The following is an 18,584-nucleotide window of genomic DNA, read 5'->3' on the forward strand; positions in this document are numbered from 1 at the left end:
ACACCGGAAGCGTTGCAATGGCGGGCCAGGGCCCGCCTTACGCGGGCTGCAGGTTCGCGTACGCCAGCACCAGCCACTTGCTGCCGGCATCGTCGAAGTTGACCTGCACGCGGGCATGGGCGCCGCTGCCTTCGATGTCGGTGACGACGCCGGTGCCGAACTTCGCGTGGCTCACGTTCTGGCCGAGGCGCAGGCCGGGCGTTTCCTGCAGCGAGGCATGGCCCCAGTCGCGGCGCGGCTGGGCCTGGTACATCGGCCGCGCGACCTGGATCTTCGGCCGCACCTCGTGGATCAGCGCCGACGGGATCTCGCGCAGGAAGCGCGACGGCAGGCCGTACATGTCCTGGCCGTGCAGGCGGCGCGCCTCGGCGTAGGTCAGCACCAGCTTCTGGCGCGCGCGGGTGATGCCGACGTAGGCGAGGCGGCGTTCTTCCTCCAGCCGGCCCGATTCCTCGATCGACTTGTTGTTCGGGAACAGGCCCTCCTCCACGCCCACGAGGAACACCAGCGGGAATTCCAGGCCCTTGGCGCTGTGCAGCGTCATCAGCTGCACGCCGTCCTCGCCGGCCTCGGTCTGGCCTTCGCCGGCTTCCAGCGCGGCGTAGGCGAGGAACGCGACCAGCTCGGTCAGTGCGGCGGATTCCTCGTCGTCGCCGCGCACGAAGCGCGACGCCACCGACACCAGTTCGTCGAGGTTGTCGGTACGCGAATCGAGCGAGCCCTTCGACTGCTGCTCGTAGTGGTCGCGCAGGCCGGAACGCGCCAGCGCGTGGTCGATCTTGTCCTTCAGCGGCAGGTCGACGGTTTCCTCGCCGATCGCGTGGACCAGCTGCTGGAAGCCGGCGAGCGCGTTGCGGGCGCGCGCCGGCAGGCCGTCGCCGGAGGCGATGCGCGCCGCCGACTGCCACAGCGACACGCGCTCGACACGCGCGAGCCGGCGCACTTCGTCCAGCGTGCGCTCGCCGATGCCGCGCGTCGGCGTGTTCACCGCACGCTCGAAGGCCGCGTCGTCGTCGCGGTTGGCGATCAGCCGCAGGTAGGCCAGCGTGTCCTTGATTTCGGCGCGCTCGAAGAAGCGCATGCCGCCGTAGACGCGGAACGGGATCTGCTCGCCCAGCAGCGTTTCTTCGAACGCGCGCGACTGCGCGTTGCTGCGATAGAGGATCGCGCATTCGCCGTGGCTGCCGCCGTCGCGCACCCACTGGCGGATGCGCTCGACGACGAAGCGCGCCTCGTCGATCTCGTTGAACGCGGCGTAGAGGTCGATCGCCTCGCCTTCGCCGCTGTCGGTCCACAGCTGCTTGCCCAGGCGCGAGGGATTGTGCGCGATGACCGCGTTGGCGGCACTGAGGATGTTGGCGCTGGAGCGGTAGTTCTGTTCGAGGCGGATGGTCACCGCGCCCGGGTAGTCGCGCAGGAAGCGCTGCACATTCTCGACCTTCGCGCCGCGCCAGCCGTAGATGGCCTGGTCGTCGTCGCCGACCACGAACACCTGGCCGCTGTCGCCGGCGAGCAGGCGCACGAACGCGTACTGCAGCGTGTTGGTGTCCTGGAACTCGTCGATCAGCAGCTGCTGGAAGCGGTGGCGATAGTGCTGCAGCAGCGCCGGATGGTCGCGCAGCAGTTCGTGTGCGCGCAGCAGGATTTCGGCGAAATCGACGAGGCCCGCCTGTTCGCAGCGCTCCTGGTACAGCGTGTAGGCGCGCAGCATGACGCTGGCCCATTCGTCACGCTCGGGCTGGATGTGCTGCGGCCGGCGGCCTTCGTCCTTCTGCGCGTTGATCCACCACGCGATCTGCCGCGGCGGGAAGCGCGCCTCGTCCAGTTCCAGCGCCTGCACCACGCGCTTGACCAGCCGCAGCTGGTCGTCGCTGTCGAGGATCTGGAAGCCTTCCGGCAGCTTCGCGTCCTGCCAGTGCAGGCGCAGCAGCCGGTGCGCAAGGCCGTGGAAGGTACCGATCCACATGCCGCGCGTGCCCTGCGGCAGCAGCACGTCGGCGCGGTGGCGCATCTCGCCCGCGGCCTTGTTGGTGAAGGTCACCGCGAAGATGCCGTGCATCGGCACGCCGTGCACCTCGTGCAGCCAGGCGATGCGATGGGTGAGCACGCGGGTCTTGCCGGAACCGGCGCCGGCCAGCACGAGCTGGTGGCCGGGACCGGCGCTGACCGCCTCGCGCTGTGCGGCGTTCAGGCCGTCGAGCAGGTGGGAAACATCCATCGCCGCATTTTACGCGATGGCGGCGGATTCCCGCGGCGCGAACTGCCGGGAAGCGCGCGGATCAGTGGGAGCCGTGCTTCTGCCCGGCGAGGGTCATCAGCCGGTCGGTCCAGGCGATGCCGATCGCCGACAGGATGAACAGGCCGTGGATGATCGCCTGCCACATCACGCCGGTGGCGGTGACCTTGGCGCACAGCGCCGCTGCCTGTTGCAGGGCGGGGGTGCACAGCGGCAGGCCCAGTTGCCCGGCCTCGATGAAGCTCTTGAGCAGATGGATGGACGAGATGCCGATGATCGCCATCGCCAGCTTCACCTTCAGCACGCTGGCGTTGACGTGGCTCAGCCATTCCGGCTGGTCGGGATGGCCTTCGAGGTTCATGCGCGAGACGAAGGTCTCGTAGCCGCCCACGATCACCATCACCAGCAGGTTGGAGATCATCACCACGTCGATCAAGCCCAGCACGATCAGCATGATCCCCTGCTCGCTGAGCGTGTTGGCGTCGTGGATGAGGTGCCACAGCTCCTTGAGGAACAGGAACACGTACACGCCCTGGGCGACGATGAGGCCGAGATACAGCGGCAGCTGCAACCAGCGCGAACTGAAGATGAGCGCGGGCAGCGGGCCGAGGCGGACGTTCTGGGAATCGGACATGGCGGCATCGAGGTCGAGGGCGCGGATAGCCTACCGACGGCGACCGGTCGCGCCAACTCGTGCGGAATGCAGTGTCCCGGTGCCGCCGCCGTCGGCATCGCGACGCGCGCCTAGACTGGCCGCCCGCCCCTCGCCACGGATGCCGTCATGATCGATCTGCACTACTGGCCCACGCCGAACGGCCACAAGGTCACGCTGCTGCTGGAGGAACTGGCCGAGGTCGGTGCACCGCTGGCGTACACGATCCAGCCGGTGAACATCGGCGCCGGCGAGCAGTTCAAGCCGGAGTTCCTGGCGATCGCGCCGAACAACCGCATGCCCGCCATCGTCGATCACGCGCCCGCCGACGGCGGCGCGCCGGTGAGCGTGTTCGAATCGGGCGCGATCTTGCTGTACCTCGCCGAGAAGACCGGCCGCTTCCTGCCCGCCGACCTGCGCGGCCGCACCGAAACGCTGGAATGGCTGTTCTGGCAGATGGCTGGCCTCGGTCCGATGACCGGTCAGTACGGCCATTTCAACGTCTACGCGCCGGAGAAGATCGCCTACGCGATCGACCGCTACACCCGCGAGGCGCAGCGCCTGCTCGGCGTGCTCGACAAGCGCCTCGCCGGCCGCGCGTTCCTGGTCGGCGACGCCTACACCATTGCCGACATGGCCTGCTATCCGTGGATCAGCCCGTACCGCACGGCACCGATCGACCTCGAACCGTATCCCGAGGTGCGGCGCTGGCAGGCGTCGATCGCCGCGCGACCGGCGACCGCGCGCGCCTACGCGATCACGCAGCGGGTGAACCCCGACGCCGGCAAGCCGCTGACCGACGAGCAGCGCAAGGCGCTGTTCGGCCGCTGATCGCGCACCACTTCGCTCTACCGGGCATAGGCTCCGGAGACGACACAGCGGCGCTGTGCTCCGCTCGACCAGAGCCCGGGACAGGCGGGCGGCCCACGTTGCGGCTAAGCTGCGGACCTGCCGCACTCCGGGTTCCGCCATGCGCCTCTCCGCCTGCCTGCTCGCCTTCATGCTCGCCACCACCTCCGCTCTCGCCGCGCCGTCCACGCCTCCGCCGCCGCAGCGGCTCACGCTCGACGCCATCACCGGCGACGCCCCGCTGTCGGGGCCGACGCTGCTGAAACCGCAGATCGCGCCGGACGGCTCGCGCATCACCTTCCTGCGCGGCAAGGAGAGCGACCGCAACAAGCTGGACCTGTGGGCCTACGACGTCGCCTCCGGCGAGGTCGCGCGGCTGGTGGACAGCAGCGACGTGTTGCCCGGCGAGGAAGTGCTGAGCGACGCCGAAAAGGCCCGCCGCGAGCGCCAGCGCACCTCGGCGCTGTCGGGCATCGTCGATTACCAGTGGTCGCCCGACGGCAGGACGCTGCTGTTCCCGCTCGGCGGCGAGCTGTACCTGTACGACCTGTCGAAGTCAGGCAAGGCCGCGGTGCGCAAGCTGACCACGGGCACCGGCTTCGCCACCGATCCACGAGTGTCGCCGAAGGGCGGGTTCGTCAGCTTCATCCGCGACCGCGACCTGTGGACGATCGACCTCGCGACCGGCGCCGAGATCCGCCTGACCCGCGACGCCAGCGACACCGTCGGCAACGGCGTCGCCGAGTTCGTCGCCGACGAGGAGATGGATCGCCACACTGGCTACTGGTGGGCGCCGGACGATTCGGCGATCGCGTTCACGCGCATCGACGAATCGAAGGTGCCGGTGCAGAAGCGCTACGAGGTCTACCCCGACCGCACCGACGTGGTCGAGCAGCGCTACCCCGCCGCCGGTGACACCAACGTGGCCATCCGGCTGGCGACGATCGCGCCGAAGGACGGCGCGCAACCGCAGTGGATCGACCTCGGTGCCGACGAGGACATCTACCTCGCCCGCGTCGTCTGGCGCGACCCGCAGCACCTCACCTTCCTGCGCCAGTCGCGCGACCAGCGCAAGCTCGAACTGATCGAAGCCGACCTCACCGGCGGCAGGCAGCGCACGCTGGTCACCGAGACCGCGAAGACCTGGGTACCGCTGCACGACGGCCTGCGCTTCCTGAAGGACGGCCGCTTCCTGTGGATCAGCGAGCGCAGCGGCTTCGAGCACCTGTACCTCGCCAGTGCCGACGGCAAGTCGATGAAGCCGCTGACCCGCGGCGACTGGCCGGTGGACGCGCTGCTGGCGGTCGACGAGGCGAAGGGCCTGGTCTACTTCAGCGCCGGCCGCACCGCCGACGGCAAGGCCGATGCGCGCCAGTCGCAGCTGCACGTCGTGCCGCTGGCCGGCGGCGCGATCCGCACGCTGTCGACCGAGCCGGGCATGCACGCGGCCAGCTTCGCGAAGAACGCCAGCGTCTACGTCGACAGCTGGTCGAACGCGCACACGCCGCCGCAGATCGCGCTGCACCGCGCCGACGGCAGCTTCGTCGCGAACCTGGTCGACAACGACCCGGCAAAGCCCGGGCATCCCTACGCGAAATACCTCGCCGCGCAGCGCCCGGTCGAGTTCGGCACGCTCGTCGCCGCCGACGGAAAGACGCCGCTGCACTACGGGCTCATCAAGCCGGCGGACTTCGATCCGGCCAAGCGCTATCCGGTCGTCGTCTACGTCTACGGCGGCCCCGCCGCGCAGACCGTCACCGACAGCTGGCCCGGCCGCGGCGATCATTTCTTCAACCAGTACCTCGCGCAGCAGGGCTACGTGGTGTTCACGCTCGACAACCGCGGCACGCCGCGGCGCGGCGCGGCGTTCGGCGGCGCGCTGTACGGGAAGCAGGGCACGGTCGAAGTCGACGACCAGCACGCCGGCATCGCATGGCTGCGCGCGCAGCCGTGGGTGGACCCGGCACGCATCGGCGTCTACGGCTGGTCCAACGGCGGCTACATGACACTGATGCTGCTGGCGAAGCGGCCCGACGACTACGCCTGCGGCGTCGCCGGCGCGCCGGTCACCGACTGGGCGCTGTACGACACGCACTACACCGAGCGCTACATGGACCTGCCGAAGGACAACGCCGGCGGCTATCGCGAGGCCAGCGTGTTCTCGCACGTCGCCGGCCTCCGCCCGAACGCGCTGCTGCTGATCCACGGCATGGCCGACGACAACGTGCTGTTCCTCAACTCCACGAAGCTGATCAGTGTCCTGCAGAAGCAGGGCCTGCCGTTCCAGCTGATGACCTACCCCGGCGCCAAGCACGGCCTGCGCGGCAGCGACGCGCTGCATCGCTACCGCACGACGGAGGCGTTCCTGGATCGCTGCCTGAGGCCCTGAGTCGCCCGCACACCGGAAAGGAATCCCGCGATCATGCAACCGCCACCCCTGCCGCCGTCCGCGCCGCCGCCGTTGCCGCCACCGCCCCCGCGGTCCGGACTGTCGCCCGAACCGCCGCTCCTGCAGACGCCCCAGCGCCAGCGCCCGGGCTGGGTCGTGCCGGTCGCCGTGGTGTGCCTCGGCGCCGCCGCGATCGCCGCATATCCGCTGCTGCGCGGTTTCGTGAGCCTCAACCGCATGATGGGACAGACCTCGGCGGACTCGGATGCGGCCTACGCGCAGGCCAGGGCCGCGCTCGACGCATCGCCCGTGGCGCGCGCGCAATTGGGAACCCCGATGCGATTCGAGGCGCATGGCAGCACGTTCGAATTCCCCGGGCCGGATGGCCGGTACACGCGCGGCACACTGGACTTCGTGGCCAAGGGCCCGAAGGGCACGGGCGACGTCGAGGCCAACGTCGATCTTCGCGACGGCCGCTGGCAGCTCGTGCATCTGACCCTGACCATGCAGGGACAGGCGCCGGTCGACGTGGTGGCGGGCGGGGAAAGCGTGCGCTGATTCCGCACGCGACGCCGCGCAACCGGGTCGACGGACCCCGTCCCGCGTTCCCGCGCGTTGTCCCGTGACACGTCCCACGGGAATATCGCCATGCGCCGCCACTCGTCGCTGTCCCTCGCCCTGCTCGGCGCACTGCTCGCGGTCGGTCCCGCGATCGCCGCCGAGGGGGTGCCGACGCCGAGCGCCGAAGACGCGCGCGCCTTCCTGCAGAGTCTGCTGACCCCGTCGCCGTACCGGCTGCCGCCCGCGGCGCTCACAGGCGAGATCCGCTACCGGCTGCGATTCGCGACCCGACCCGGCACGCAGCTGCCGGTGACCGGCGAGCAGCGGGCACGGGTCGAGGCCGATGCCGTCCTCGTCTCGGTCTGCACCGACTGCGGCGACGAACCCGCGCCGTCACCCGAGACGCTGCAGCGCTACCTGCGCCCGAACGCGTGGGTGCGCAGCGACGATCGCGCCGTGCGCGCATTCGCCCGCGCCAACGCGCGCGGACTGTCGGTGCGCACGCGCATGCAGACGCTCACCGCCGCGGTGCGCGCGCACATGACCGGGCCGATCGACTTCCGCCACTACGACGATGCCGCGACCGCGCTGCGAAACCGCGGCGGCGACTGCACCGAATTCGCGGTGCTGCTGGCCGCCGGCGCCCGCGCGCTGGGCATCCCGACGCGCGTCGTGCACGGGATCAGCTATTCGGGCCGGATGAGCGGCGTGCCGCACGTGTTCGCACCGCATGCGTGGGTGCAGGCCTGGGACGGCACGCGCTGGACCAGCTACGACGCCGCGCTGGGCCGCTTCGACGCCGGGCACATCGCGCTGATGATCGGCGACGGCGATCCCGGCCTCGCCGCCACGCTCAACGGCACGATCCGCGACCTGCGCGTGGTCGATGCGATCGGCGTCCGCCACCGCGCGGCCGGCGACGATTGAAGGCCCCGCACGCGACGACGCCGGCCCGATGCGATCCGGGCCGGCGTCACGGGGCACACGACTGGATCAGCGATCGCCGCCGTCGGTGATCATCGGCAGTTCGGCGACGGTGTCGTCCGTGTCGATCCACGCCACCGCCGCGGGATCGGTCACGCCGCCCACGATCAGCACGGAATCATCGATCGCCGGCAGCTCGGGCACGCTCGTGTCCTCGGGCGCCGCGGCATCCTGCGGATCGTTCACCGCGCCGATCACCAACACGCCGTCGAGGTCGCGCGGTGCCTCGTGGCGGATGCGGCTGCCGGTCGACGGCTGCACCGGCAGCACGGGGACGGTGGTGTCTTCGGGCGCCGCGGCGTCCTGCGGATCGTTCACCGCGCCGATCACCAGCACGCCGTCGAGATCGCGCGGCGCCTCGTGACGGATGCGGGTGCCGGTGGACGGCGTGGCCTCAGCGCTGGCCGCCGGTGCGGCGGTGGGCGGATCGGCGGCGAACACGCCGGCGCTCGCCGTCGCGACGACCAGGCTGACCGCGATCGTGGCGCCGAGGCCGGCACGCCGCGGCGCGCGATACGACACGCACAGCGGGCCGGCAGCGGCCGCGAACAGCGCGCGGCGGGCGTCGGCGTCGAGCGCGTCGAGGCAGTGCACGTCGCGATCGCAGTGGCTGCAATGGCCGTCGATGGCGCGCTGTTCGGCGGGATCGAGGGGACAGGGGGTGTCGATGCGGGGCACGATGGCCATGGGCGGCTCCTCTTTGCGTGGTCGGGAAGGATGGGCGATCGCGGCATGGCCACCGCCCATCCATCGCCAACGCGCGGTTGCGCCACACGGGGTTGCACGGGTCTCAGGCCCTGCGCCGCCCCGTCGGCACACTGGCAGACCGTGACGTCCGCGGTGTGCGCTGCCCGCGTGACGCCCACCGCATGACCTTCGACGCATGACCTTCGACGGTGGGCGCGCCCGCCGCCGGGGCGTAGCGTTCCCGCACCTCCGTGGAGATTCGCCCGATGAAACCGACCCTGCTCGCCGCCGCGCTCGCCGGCGCCCTCGCTGTCGCGCTGTCCGCCCAGGCGGCCACGCCCGCCCCTGCCGCCGCCGCGCGTCCCGTGCCGGCCTGGGTGGCGACCAGCAACGCCGACGCCCGCATCCTGCTCGATGCCCAGCTGCGCTTCCAGCCCGAATCCGCCACGTTCTTCGGCGTGCCCGGCTACGACGACAAGGTCGCCGACCTCGGCCCCGACGTCGGCGCGCGCACCCGCAAGGTGCTGGACGAGGCCCGCGCCGCGCTGCGCCAGAAACTGCAGGTCGAACGCGACCCGAACGTGCGCCAGGACCTGGAGATCATGATCGGCGCCGCGACCGACACGATCGAGGCCAGCGAAGTCAACGAACGCATGGTGCTGCCGTTCATCGACGCGCCGCAGCTGGTGTTCGGCGGCATGAGCGGCCTGCTCTCCGACCAGGTGCCGGCCGATCGCCGCGCCCATGCCGTCGCGCGCCTGAAGGCCTACGTCGGCCAGGCGCCCGGCACCACGCCGATCATGGTCCAGGCGCGCCAGCGCTACGAGGAACGCGTCGGCAACGCCGCGCTGCTGCGGCCGTCGAAGCTGGAAGTCGAGCAGGCGCTGAACAATGCCGAGACCTACGCCGCCGGCATCCGCAAGCTGTTCGCGAAGTACAAGCTCAAGGGCGGCGACGCCGCGCTGAAGGCCCTCGACACGCAGACCGCCGAGTTCCTGGCCTGGGCGCGCGGCACCGTGCTACCGCAGGCGCGCACCGAGACCCAGCTGCCGCGCGAACTCTACGCGCTGCAGCTCAAGCAGGTCGGCATCGACATCCCGCCGGAGACGCTGATCCAGCGCGCCCGCCTCGAATTCATGGAGACGCGCGCGACGATGCAGCAGCTCGCGCCGGTGGTGGCCAAGGCCAAGGGCATCGACGCGACCGACTACCGCGCGGTGATTCGCGCGTTGAAGAAGGACACGATCCCCAACGACAAGCTCGAGGCGCGCTATCGCGAAGTGATCGACGCGATCGACCCGATCATCCGCCGCGAGCGCATCGTCGACGTGCCGCAGCGGCCGATGATCATGCGCCTGGGCACCGAGGCCGAGAACGCGCAGCAGCCCGCGCCGCACTTCCTGCCGGCGCCGCTGATCGGCAACACCGGCCAGCAGGGCCAGTTCGTGCTGCCGCTGGCCAACCCGGCCGCCGGCGACGCCGACCAGTACGACGACTTCAACTTCCCGTCGGTGGCGTGGACGCTGTCCGCGCACGAAGGCCGCCCCGGCCACGAACTGCAGTTCACCGCGATGGTCGAGCGCGGCGTGTCGCTGGCGCGCACGCTGTTCGCCTTCAACTCGGTGAACGTCGAGGGCTGGGCGCTGTACGCCGAGGCCGAGATGGTGCCGTACGAACCGCTGGACGGGCAGTTGATCGCGCTGCAGTTCCGGCTGATGCGCGCCGCGCGCGCGATGCTCGACCCGATGCTCAACCTCGGCATGATCGACCGCGCCCGCGCCGAGAAGGTGCTGATGGAAGACGTGGGCCTGTCGAAGGCGATGGCGCGGCAGGAACTCGACCGCTACACCTTCAACGCCCCGGGCCAGGCGGGCAGCTATTTCTACGGCTACTCGCGCCTGCTGGAACTGCGCGCCGAGACCGAGCTGGCGCTGGGCGACAAGTTCGACCGGCTGGCCTTCAACAACTTCGTGATCGACCAGGGCATGCTGCCGCCGGACCTGCTGGCGAAGGCCGTGCGCGAGACCTTCATCCCGGCGCAGAAGGCGAAGCCCTGAGCGAGGCGCGCCTCACCCGCCGCCGGTCGGAGGCCAAACCGGCGGCGGGAGTTTCGGCTGCGAACCGCGCAGCGGGATCGGCGCGAAGATCGACGGATCGAGCAATCGCAGCGCATCGCGGCAATCGAGGAACGGATACTGGCGATTGACCGCCGGATCGGCGATGCGCTGCGTCGACAGCGTCATCGCGTCCATGCGCTGCGCGACCGTGGACGCCGGCACCGCCTGCTTCAGCGCCACCGCGCAGGCCGCGACCATCGGCGCCGCCTGCGAGGTGCCACCGAAACTCGATGTGCCGCCATTGAAGCCCGGCGCCCGCACGAACGCACCGGCCGCGAACAGGTCGGTGGTCGCGCTGCGGTTCGAGAAGCAGGCGAGCTGCTTCGGCGCGGTCGAGGTCTCGGTGCAACCGAGGAAGGTGACCGCACCGCCGCTGAAATCCCACGTCGCGCCGGTCGACACCACGCCATGCAGGCAGGCAGGCGCACTCATCGCGTTCGCGTTGCCCTGGTTGCCGGCCGACGATGTCACCACCGCGCCCAGCGCGTTGAGGTTGGCGACCGCGACCGCCAGTGCCTGCGTCCACGCGGCGCCGTTGTCGCAGTCACCCGCGAACAGCGCATCGGTGCCGATGCTGAGGTTCACCGCATCGACGTCCGGATGCTGTGCCGCCAACCAGTCCAGCGCCGACAGTGCATCGGCGGTCGTGGAGAACCGGCCGTTGCGATCGAGCATCTTCACCGCCACCAGCGACAGCGCCGGCAGCGCGCCGCGCGGGGCGACCGTGCCGTCGCCGCCGATGATGCCGGCGACGTTGGTGCCGTGGCCCTGGTCGTCTTCGGCCGCGCCCGCCCCGGACTGCGTCGCGGCGCCGTTCGGGCAGCAGTTGGCCGCGCAGTAGCACTGCTGGCCGACGATGCGGCCGCGGAAATCGGCGTGGTCGGTGTCGATGCCCGAGTCGACGATCGCGACCTTCATGCCGCTGCCGGAGAAGCCGAGTTCCGGCAGCTGGTGCATCTGGTTGAGCACGGTGGATTCGTCGGGCGCCGACGCCATGCCGCCAGCAGCATCGACATCCACCCGCAGCACGCGCGGATCGCGCGCCAGTGCGGCGAGCGTGCGCGGATCGGCGTCCACGACGACCGCCGGGATGCGCTCGAACCGGCGCAGCACGCGCACCTGCGACCGCCGCGGCAGCGCCGACAGCACGCGATCGACCTGCGCCCGCGCCTTCGGGTGCAGCACCGGGCGCGGCTCGGCTTCGGTGCTGCGCTTCGGCGCCGCGTCGGGCGACAGCGCCGGCACCGCCACCTGCGGGCGCAGCATGACCAGCACGCGCACGCGGCCTTCGACGGCGGCCCGGCGCACGGCGGTGTCGGCGAATTTCGCGCCCGCGGCGCATGCGGGCGACGCCGCGAACAGGCACAGCATCGCGGAGAAGAAGACGATCGGAAGGCATCGGCGCATGGGCGTTCTCCGTTCGAGGCGCGACCAGGGGCGCAGCATGCCATGCACGATGCCACCCTGCCCGTGCCATCGGCATATTGACCCATCGCGGCACCGACGCCAGAGTGCCCGCTCCACTCACAAGGAGGTGTGTCATGGGCGTCCTCGTCCCGCTGCAAATCGATCCGAACAACGCCGATCGTTTCTCGAACATCCCGGCCTTCGTCGACAGCCTGTTCGACCCCGACGTCCGCACACTCGCGCCGGCGCAGGCCGCAGTCGATGCCGGCGACGCCAATTTCCTCTACTGCGACGACAACAGCGCCTCGCTGATCCTGCAGAGCTGGCTGGCCGCGTGGCAGCATTCGGTCGGCGACGACTACGACGCGCACGCCTACAACCGGTGCCCGTCCAGCGACCGCACCGTCATCGCGTTCCTCGCCAGCTACATCAAGTCGCACAGCCTCAGCATGGCGGTACCGGATCTCGACGCCACCAACCAGTACTACACCATCGATGGCCATTCGCTGCGCCAGTTCAAGAACAACGGCTACAGCTGGCGGCCGTTCCTCAACAGTGCCGGGCACTGGAACTACGGCGAGATCTACAGCAGCGATCCGCTGCGGCTGAGCAACGGCAGCTATTCGGACGACACCGTCGTGTCGTTCCTCTACCACTTCCTGCGCGGCGCGCATTTCGTGGTGGCGTCCACCGACGGCGACCAGTCCAACGGCGACGGCTTCAACACCTTCCTCGATTCGTTCGTGGACGCCTGCACCTGCCAGTCGACGGTGTCCAGCCACTACGCCGACCACGTCAACCTGACCTGCCAGACGTATCCGCCGATCAGCGGCGAAAGCGAACCCACCACCAATTCGCCGCTGGTCATCGCCTGCATGTCCGGCGACACCACCGTCAACTACACCGACGATCACCAGAACAGCTTCTTCCAGCACGAAGGCTGGCCGGCGCAAGGCCTCACCGGCGGCGACCGCCACATGGACGACTACGACAACCACAAGGCGACGCTGTGGAACTTCTCGACCTACGGCGGCTGCGCCTACAGCGAGAAACGCTGCGCCCCGCTGTTCCTCGGCCGCAGCACCTTCAGCCTGACCCTGCACAGCGACACGAAGATGCCGCACTACGACGGCGCCCGCACCAAGCAGGGGTGGATGCAGACCGACCTGATGACGTACTGAGGCTGCGTGCCCCCCCGCGGCATCCGCCGCGGGGTCGCCTCACCGCATCCGCTCGACCATCCGGCGGTGGCCGATGAGGCGGGCGTAGCGGCTGCCGAGGTCGATCCAGCAGACGTAGGCGGCTTCGCCGGCGAGGCGCCAGAGCATGGTCGGGGTGAGGCGCAGCGCGGGTTCGGCGGCGCACAGTTCCCAGTCGAAGCCGAGCTGGCGGGCGAACAGGGCGCAGCGGGCGAGGTGATAGCGGCTGCTCAGCAGGGTGACACGGCCGCGGTGTGCGTCGGCGGCGAGCAGGCTGCGCGCGTTGCGCAGGTTCTGCAGGGTGTCGCGCGAGGTCTTCTCCAGCCGCAGCGGCGCGTCGACGGACACGCCTTCGGCCAGCAGCGCCTCGCGGGCGACGTCGGCCTCGGCCGGATGCCCGGGCGCGCTGCCGCCGAGCAGCACGATCGCGCGCGGCGGCCGCGTGCGCCACACGTCGGCGGCGCGGGCCACGCGTGCGGCGAAATCGGCGTCGAGACGTCCGCCCGGCGCGTGCTTGCCGAACAGCAGCAGGGTGTCGCCGCGTTCGGGCTGCGTGGGCGCGCGCCGTGCGATCCGCACGACGTGGGCGAAATACCCGACGTACACCAGCCCCGCGCTGAGCACGCACACGGCGCCGGCCACGACGCCGGCGTGCAGCACGTCGCGGTCGAACAGCAGGCGGCGGCGGTGATCGAGGCGGGTCATGGACGACGCGGCATCGGCATGGGTTTGGCAGGGGATCGGCGTGGCAGGGCCCCGGGCCACGGCGGACAGGCGGCCAGAATAGCGCGATGCCGTGGTCACCATGACCCGGCCACCATGACCCGACCGCTATAATCCGGGTCTTCTCCGAACACGGGCGACGCGGTGTCCCTTTCCGCAGCGACGGCTCCTGCCGCGATCCTCCCCTCCCCGATGACGCCCCTCGCGATCCGCGCGTACACCGCCACCAGCGCGCTGGGCCACGGCCGCGACGCCCAGGCGGATGCGCTGCGCCACCGCCGCAGCGGCCTGCGCCGCAACGACTTCGGCAGCGGCGCCACCGCCGGGGCGCGGCTCGACACCTGGATCGGTCGCGTCGACGGCATCGAGGACGTGCGCCTGCCGGCCGAACTTGCCGCGCTCGATTGCCGCAACAACCGCCTCGCCTGGCTCGCGTTCCATCAGGACGGGCTGCCCGACGCCGTCGCCGCGCTGCGTGCGCGCCACGGCGCCGAACGCGTCGCGGTGGTGATCGGCACTTCGACCGCCAGCATCGGCGCCAGCGAAGAGGCGTACACGCGCCTCGACGGCGACGCGTTCCCGGCCGACCTGCGCGCGCCGCTGCTGCACACGCCGCATTCGCCCGGGCATTTCGTGCAGCGCATCACCGGCCTGCGCGGGCCGTGCGTGACCGTCGCGACCGCGTGCTCGTCCAGCGCGAAGGTGTTCGCGCAGGCGGCGCGGCTGATCCATGCCGGGCTCGTCGACGCCGCGCTGGTCGGCGGCATCGACACGCTGTGCGGCAGCGTGCTGTTCGGCTTCAACGCGCTCGGCCTCGTGTCGACGCGCCGCTGTCTGCCGTTCGACGCGCGCCGCGACGGCCTCAACCTCGGCGAAGCCGGCGGCTACGCGATCCTCGAACGCCTCGCCGACAGCGAATCCGCGCCGCTGCGGCTGTGCGGCTACGGCGAAAGCAGCGACGCGCACCACATGTCGACGCCGCATCCCGAAGGCCTCGGCGCGCGGCTGGCGATGCGCGATGCGCTCGCGCGCGCCGGCATCGCGGGCAACGCGGTCGGCTACCTCAACCTGCACGGCACCGCGACACCCGCGAACGACAGCGTCGAGGCCGCTGCGGTCGCGGCGCTGTTCCCGGCGTCGCTGCACGCGAGTTCGACCAAGGGCTGGACCGGCCACACGCTGGGCGCGGCGGGCATCGTCGAATCGGTGTTCGCGCTGCTGGCACTCGAACGCGGCCTGCAGCCCGGCATGCTCGGCGACGACGCCGGCGGCGACGCGCAGCCCGACGCCGCCTGCGGCCCGCAGATCCGCTTCGACAACGCCGAACGCCGCATCGATTACGCGATGAACAACTCCTTCGGCTTCGGCGGCAACAACTGCTCGCTGGTGTTCGGGGGCGCGGCATGAGCACGCTCGTCGCCCGCATCGAGGCCGTGGCGTTCTGGGCGAACGGCCTGCCGTCGTGGGACGCCGCGCGGGCGTTCGTCGCCGATGCCACGCTGCCGGACGCCGCGCCGGCGAAGCCGTCGCCGCAGCTGCTGCCGCCGAACGAGCGCCGCCGCGCGCCGGAATCCGTCGCGGTGGCGCTGGAGGTCGCACTCGCCGCCTGCCACGCCGCCGGCCGCGATCCGGCATCGCTGCCGTCGGTGTTCGCCTCGACCCACGGCGACCTGCCGATCACCGACTACATGTGCGCCACACTTGCGACGGACCCGCGCGCGATCTCGCCGACGAAATTCCACAACTCGGTGCACAACGCCGCCGCCGGCTACTGGACCATCGGCGCCGGCTGCACCCGCGCCGCGACCGCACTGACGGCGTGGGACGCGAGCTTCGCCGAAGGGTTGATCGAAGCGCTGGCGCAGCTGGCCGAAGGCGCCGACGCGGTGCTGCTGGTCGGCTACGACACCGGCGCGGTCGGGCCGCTGCGGTCGATCCATCCGGTCGACGGCCTGCTCGGCGGCGCGCTGGTGCTCGCGCGCGACGACGGCACGCCCGGCCCGCGCCTGCGGGCGATGCTGATCGACGCCGAGGCCGACGCGCCGGGCGCGCTCGGTGCACGCTGCGCGACGAATCCGATGGCGCCGATGCTGCCGCTGTTCGACGCGCTCGCCGCCGGCGCCGCGACCGCGACGCTGCACGCCGGCCCGGGCCGCGCGCTGCGCCTGGAGCTGGTGCATGACTGAGCCCGTCGCCTTCGACCGCGGCAACGTCGTCGTCGTGATCCCGGCGCTGAACGAGGCGCTGCGCATCCGCGACGTTGTCGAAGGCGCGCTCGCCGGATGCGATCGCGTGATCGTGATCGACGACGGTTCCGACGACGGCACCGCGGAGAAGATCGCCGATCTGCCGGTGACGCTGCTGCGCCACGACAAGCGCATGGGCAAGGGCGCGAGCCTGCGCGACGGCTTCCGCGAAGCGCTGCGCCTGGGCGCGGCCGCGGTGCTGACGATGGACGGCGACGGCCAGCACCTGGCCGCCGACATCCCGCGCCTGATCGCCGCCGCCAACCGCCATCCGCAGTGCATCGTCGTCGGCGCGCGCCTGCGCAAGCGCGCGCAGCAACCGACGTATCGCCGCCTCGCCAACGAATTCGGTGACTGGGGCATCGCCTGGGGCTGCGGCTACCGCATCGCCGACACGCAGAGCGGCCAGCGCCTGTACCCGGCCGCGGTCGCCGCGCTGGACGACGTGCCCGGCGAGGACTTCGTGTTCGAGGCGCAGATCCTGATCAGCGCCGCGCGCCGCCTCGGCATGGGCGTGGTGTCGGTGCCGATCGAATCGCGCTACGCCGGCGCCGGCGCGGTCGAGAAATTCCGCAAGAGCCACTTCCGCCCGCTGCACGACCTGTGGCGCATCACCTCGCACGTCGTCGTGCAGGTGTGGCGCTACGGCCACGTGATCCGCGAATACCGCCGCACCCGCGCCACGCGGCCGGTGATCGAGGATCCCAGCGGCGAATTCGCGACCCGATCGCGCGGGTAGTCCGATGCGCGATCCGCAACCCGACGCCCCCTCCCCAACCCTCCCCCGCACGAGGGGGAGGGAGATTCGCGCGCAGCGCGAATGGGTGGCGAAGACTGTCAGCCCTTGAGTCAGGACACGACCCCGGCACCATGCACGTCACTGCCTCCACCAACGCCTCCACACACGACGTCATCGTCCTCGGCGGCGGCCTCGCCGGGCTCACGCTCGCGCTGCAGCTGAAGCAGCAGGACCCCGCGATCGACGTGCTGGTGCTGGAGCGCCGCGCGCATCCGGTGCCGGAGGCCGCGCACAAGGTCGGCGAGTCGACGGTGGAGATCGGCGCGCACTACTTCGCCAACGTGCTCGGCCTGCGCGAGCACCTGGAGCGCGAGCACATCCGCAAGTTCGGCTTCCGCTTCTTCTTCAGCGACGGCCGCCGCGACGTCGACCGCTGCACCGAACTGGGCGTGAGCCGGATCCTGCCGACGCCGTCGTGGCAGATCGACCGCGGCCGCTTCGAGAATTTCCTCGGCGAGGAAGCGCGCCGCCGCGGCGTGCGCTTCGTCGACGGCGCCGTCGTGCGCGGCATCGAGCTGCGCGACGGCGACGCCGCGCACACGATCACCTGGGAACACGACGGCGCGACACATGTCGCCGACGCGCGCTGGGTGGTCGATGCCAGCGGCCGCGCGGGGCTGATCAAGCGCAAGCTCGATCTCGCCGTGCACGAGGTCCACGACGTCAATGCGGTGTGGTGGCGCGTCGACGGTGTCATCGACCCGATGGACTGGTCGGACGATCCGACGTGGCGCGCGCGCTGCACGCCGCCGGACCGCTGGCGCTCGACCAACCATCTGTGCGGCCCGGGCTACTGGTTCTGGATGATCCCGCTGTCGTCAGGCGCGCATTCGCTGGGCATCGTCTGCGATGCGGGCACGCATCCGCTGGAGACGATGAACACCCACGAGAAGGCGATGGCCTGGCTGCGCACGCACCAGCCGCGCGTCGCCGAGGCGCTGGATCGCCCGGAACACAAGTTGCAGGACTTCCTGTTCCTGCGCCATTTCTCCTACGGCTGCAAGCGCGTGTTCAGCGGTGATCGCTGGGCGCTGACCGGCGAAGCCGGCGTGTTCCTCGACCCGTTCTATTCGCCGGGCAGCGACTACATCGGCATCTCCAACACGCTGGTCTGCGACCTGATCCGTCGCGAGCGCGCGGGCGAACCGTTCGCGCCGTATGCCGAGATCTACCAGCAGCTGTACTTCGGGTTCTTCGAGAACACGATGACGCTGTACCGTGGCCAGTACGCACTGTTCGGCGACGCGCAGGTAATGCCGGTCAAGGTGATCTGGGACTACACCTACTACTGGGCGCTGCTGGCGCCGCTGGTGTGCGGCGACAAGCTCACCGAAGTCTCGCTGCTGGGCCGCCTGCGCCCGCAGTTCGAACGCGGCCGCGCGCTCAACCTCGCGGTGCAGGCGCTGCTGCGCGCGTGGGGCGAAGCGAACCTCGCCGCCGGCACGCCGGATGCAGCGACGCTCGACGGCCGCCTGCTCGACCAGTACGACATCGACTGGTTCCACGAAATGAACCGCGCGCTGCACGACACGCTCGACAACGCGGCCTTCCAGCAGCGGATCCGCGACAACGTCGCGCGCATGGACGCGCTGGCGGCGGAACTCCTGCAGCGCGCGCGCGCGGCGCATCCGCGGATCGACGACGGCGGGCTGGCGGCGCTGCTCAATGCCGTGCCCGAGGCGCCGTCGCTGGCGCCGGCGTGGTACGCGGCGGCATGACCCGCATCCCTTCACCG

General features: G+C 70.9%; 15 protein-coding genes. 10 read left to right on the plus strand and 5 right to left on the minus strand.

Features of this window, described 5'->3' with window-relative positions:
* Nucleotides 1–37: 37 nt before the first annotated feature.
* Together uvrD and ACT53R_RS12900 are read right to left on the minus strand one after the other, a co-directional pair.
* Nucleotides 38–2,218, minus strand: coding sequence for a DNA helicase II (gene uvrD / locus ACT53R_RS12895; RefSeq protein WP_476172288.1), 2,181 nt, complete (start codon nucleotides 2,216–2,218; stop codon nucleotides 38–40).
* 61 nt (nucleotides 2,219–2,279) lie between these two features.
* A complete protein-coding gene (locus tag ACT53R_RS12900) occupies nucleotides 2,280–2,870 on the minus strand; it encodes a TIGR00645 family protein (protein ID WP_476172289.1) in 591 nt (196 codons plus the stop codon).
* Between the two features lie 147 nt (nucleotides 2,871–3,017).
* On the opposite strand from ACT53R_RS12900, the gene ACT53R_RS12905 reads away from it, so the two are divergent.
* From ACT53R_RS12905 to ACT53R_RS12920, 4 genes are all read left to right on the plus strand, one after another.
* Nucleotides 3,018–3,719 (plus strand): glutathione binding-like protein, encoded by a 702-nt coding sequence (locus tag ACT53R_RS12905; RefSeq protein WP_476172290.1) that lies wholly within the window; start codon nucleotides 3,018–3,020, stop codon nucleotides 3,717–3,719.
* A 139-nt stretch (nucleotides 3,720–3,858) separates the two neighbouring features.
* Nucleotides 3,859–6,126 carry a S9 family peptidase gene (locus ACT53R_RS12910; RefSeq protein ID WP_476172291.1) on the plus strand — a complete coding sequence of 756 codons (2,268 nt, stop codon included), beginning with the start codon at nucleotides 3,859–3,861 and terminating at the stop codon, nucleotides 6,124–6,126.
* A 156-nt stretch (nucleotides 6,127–6,282) separates the two neighbouring features.
* Complete coding sequence (locus ACT53R_RS12915; protein ID WP_476172292.1) at nucleotides 6,283–6,684, plus strand: Coa1/Tim21 domain-containing protein; 402 nt, start codon at nucleotides 6,283–6,285, stop codon at nucleotides 6,682–6,684.
* Between the two features lie 90 nt (nucleotides 6,685–6,774).
* Nucleotides 6,775–7,614, plus strand: coding sequence for a transglutaminase-like domain-containing protein (locus ACT53R_RS12920; protein WP_476172293.1), 840 nt, complete (start codon nucleotides 6,775–6,777; stop codon nucleotides 7,612–7,614).
* A gap of 66 nt (nucleotides 7,615–7,680) precedes the next feature.
* Here the strand turns inward: ACT53R_RS12920 and ACT53R_RS12925 are convergent, their stop codons facing one another.
* Nucleotides 7,681–8,358, minus strand: a complete 678-nt coding sequence (locus tag ACT53R_RS12925; protein WP_476172294.1) for a hypothetical protein — start codon at nucleotides 8,356–8,358, stop codon at nucleotides 7,681–7,683.
* A 266-nt stretch (nucleotides 8,359–8,624) separates the two neighbouring features.
* On the opposite strand from ACT53R_RS12925, the gene ACT53R_RS12930 reads away from it, so the two are divergent.
* Nucleotides 8,625–10,415, plus strand: a complete 1,791-nt coding sequence (locus ACT53R_RS12930; protein ID WP_476172295.1) for a DUF885 domain-containing protein — start codon at nucleotides 8,625–8,627, stop codon at nucleotides 10,413–10,415.
* A gap of 12 nt (nucleotides 10,416–10,427) precedes the next feature.
* On the opposite strand, the gene ACT53R_RS12935 is transcribed toward ACT53R_RS12930, so the two are convergent.
* Nucleotides 10,428–11,882, minus strand: coding sequence for a S8 family peptidase (locus tag ACT53R_RS12935; RefSeq protein WP_476172296.1), 1,455 nt, complete (start codon nucleotides 11,880–11,882; stop codon nucleotides 10,428–10,430).
* Between the two features lie 134 nt (nucleotides 11,883–12,016).
* Here ACT53R_RS12935 and ACT53R_RS12940 point away from each other — a divergent pair, with 134 nt between their 5' ends.
* Nucleotides 12,017–13,063, plus strand: coding sequence for a hypothetical protein (locus ACT53R_RS12940; protein ID WP_476172297.1), 1,047 nt, complete (start codon nucleotides 12,017–12,019; stop codon nucleotides 13,061–13,063).
* Nucleotides 13,064–13,102: 39 nt separating this feature from the next.
* On the opposite strand, the gene ACT53R_RS12945 is transcribed toward ACT53R_RS12940, so the two are convergent.
* A complete protein-coding gene (locus ACT53R_RS12945) occupies nucleotides 13,103–13,786 on the minus strand; it encodes a YdcF family protein (RefSeq protein WP_476172298.1) in 684 nt (227 codons plus the stop codon).
* Between the two features lie 210 nt (nucleotides 13,787–13,996).
* On the opposite strand from ACT53R_RS12945, the gene ACT53R_RS12950 reads away from it, so the two are divergent.
* The 4 genes from ACT53R_RS12950 to ACT53R_RS12965 all read left to right on the plus strand — a co-directional run bounded on the left by ACT53R_RS12950 (nucleotide 13,997) and on the right by ACT53R_RS12965 (nucleotide 18,567).
* Nucleotides 13,997–15,211 (plus strand): beta-ketoacyl-[acyl-carrier-protein] synthase family protein, encoded by a 1,215-nt coding sequence (locus ACT53R_RS12950; protein ID WP_476172299.1) that lies wholly within the window; start codon nucleotides 13,997–13,999, stop codon nucleotides 15,209–15,211.
* Nucleotides 15,208–15,990, plus strand: coding sequence for a beta-ketoacyl synthase chain length factor (locus tag ACT53R_RS12955; RefSeq protein WP_476172300.1), 783 nt, complete (start codon nucleotides 15,208–15,210; stop codon nucleotides 15,988–15,990). The genes ACT53R_RS12950 and ACT53R_RS12955 overlap by 4 nt, the downstream gene beginning before the upstream one ends.
* Nucleotides 15,983–16,789, plus strand: a complete 807-nt coding sequence (locus ACT53R_RS12960; RefSeq protein ID WP_476172301.1) for a glycosyltransferase family 2 protein — start codon at nucleotides 15,983–15,985, stop codon at nucleotides 16,787–16,789. The genes ACT53R_RS12955 and ACT53R_RS12960 overlap by 8 nt, the downstream gene beginning before the upstream one ends.
* 131 nt (nucleotides 16,790–16,920) lie before the next feature.
* Nucleotides 16,921–18,567, plus strand: coding sequence for an NAD(P)/FAD-dependent oxidoreductase (locus ACT53R_RS12965; protein ID WP_476172302.1), 1,647 nt, complete (start codon nucleotides 16,921–16,923; stop codon nucleotides 18,565–18,567).
* Nucleotides 18,568–18,584: the final 17 nt, after the last annotated feature.

The sequence above is a fragment of the Lysobacter sp. DMC104 genome (assembly GCF_056313665.1).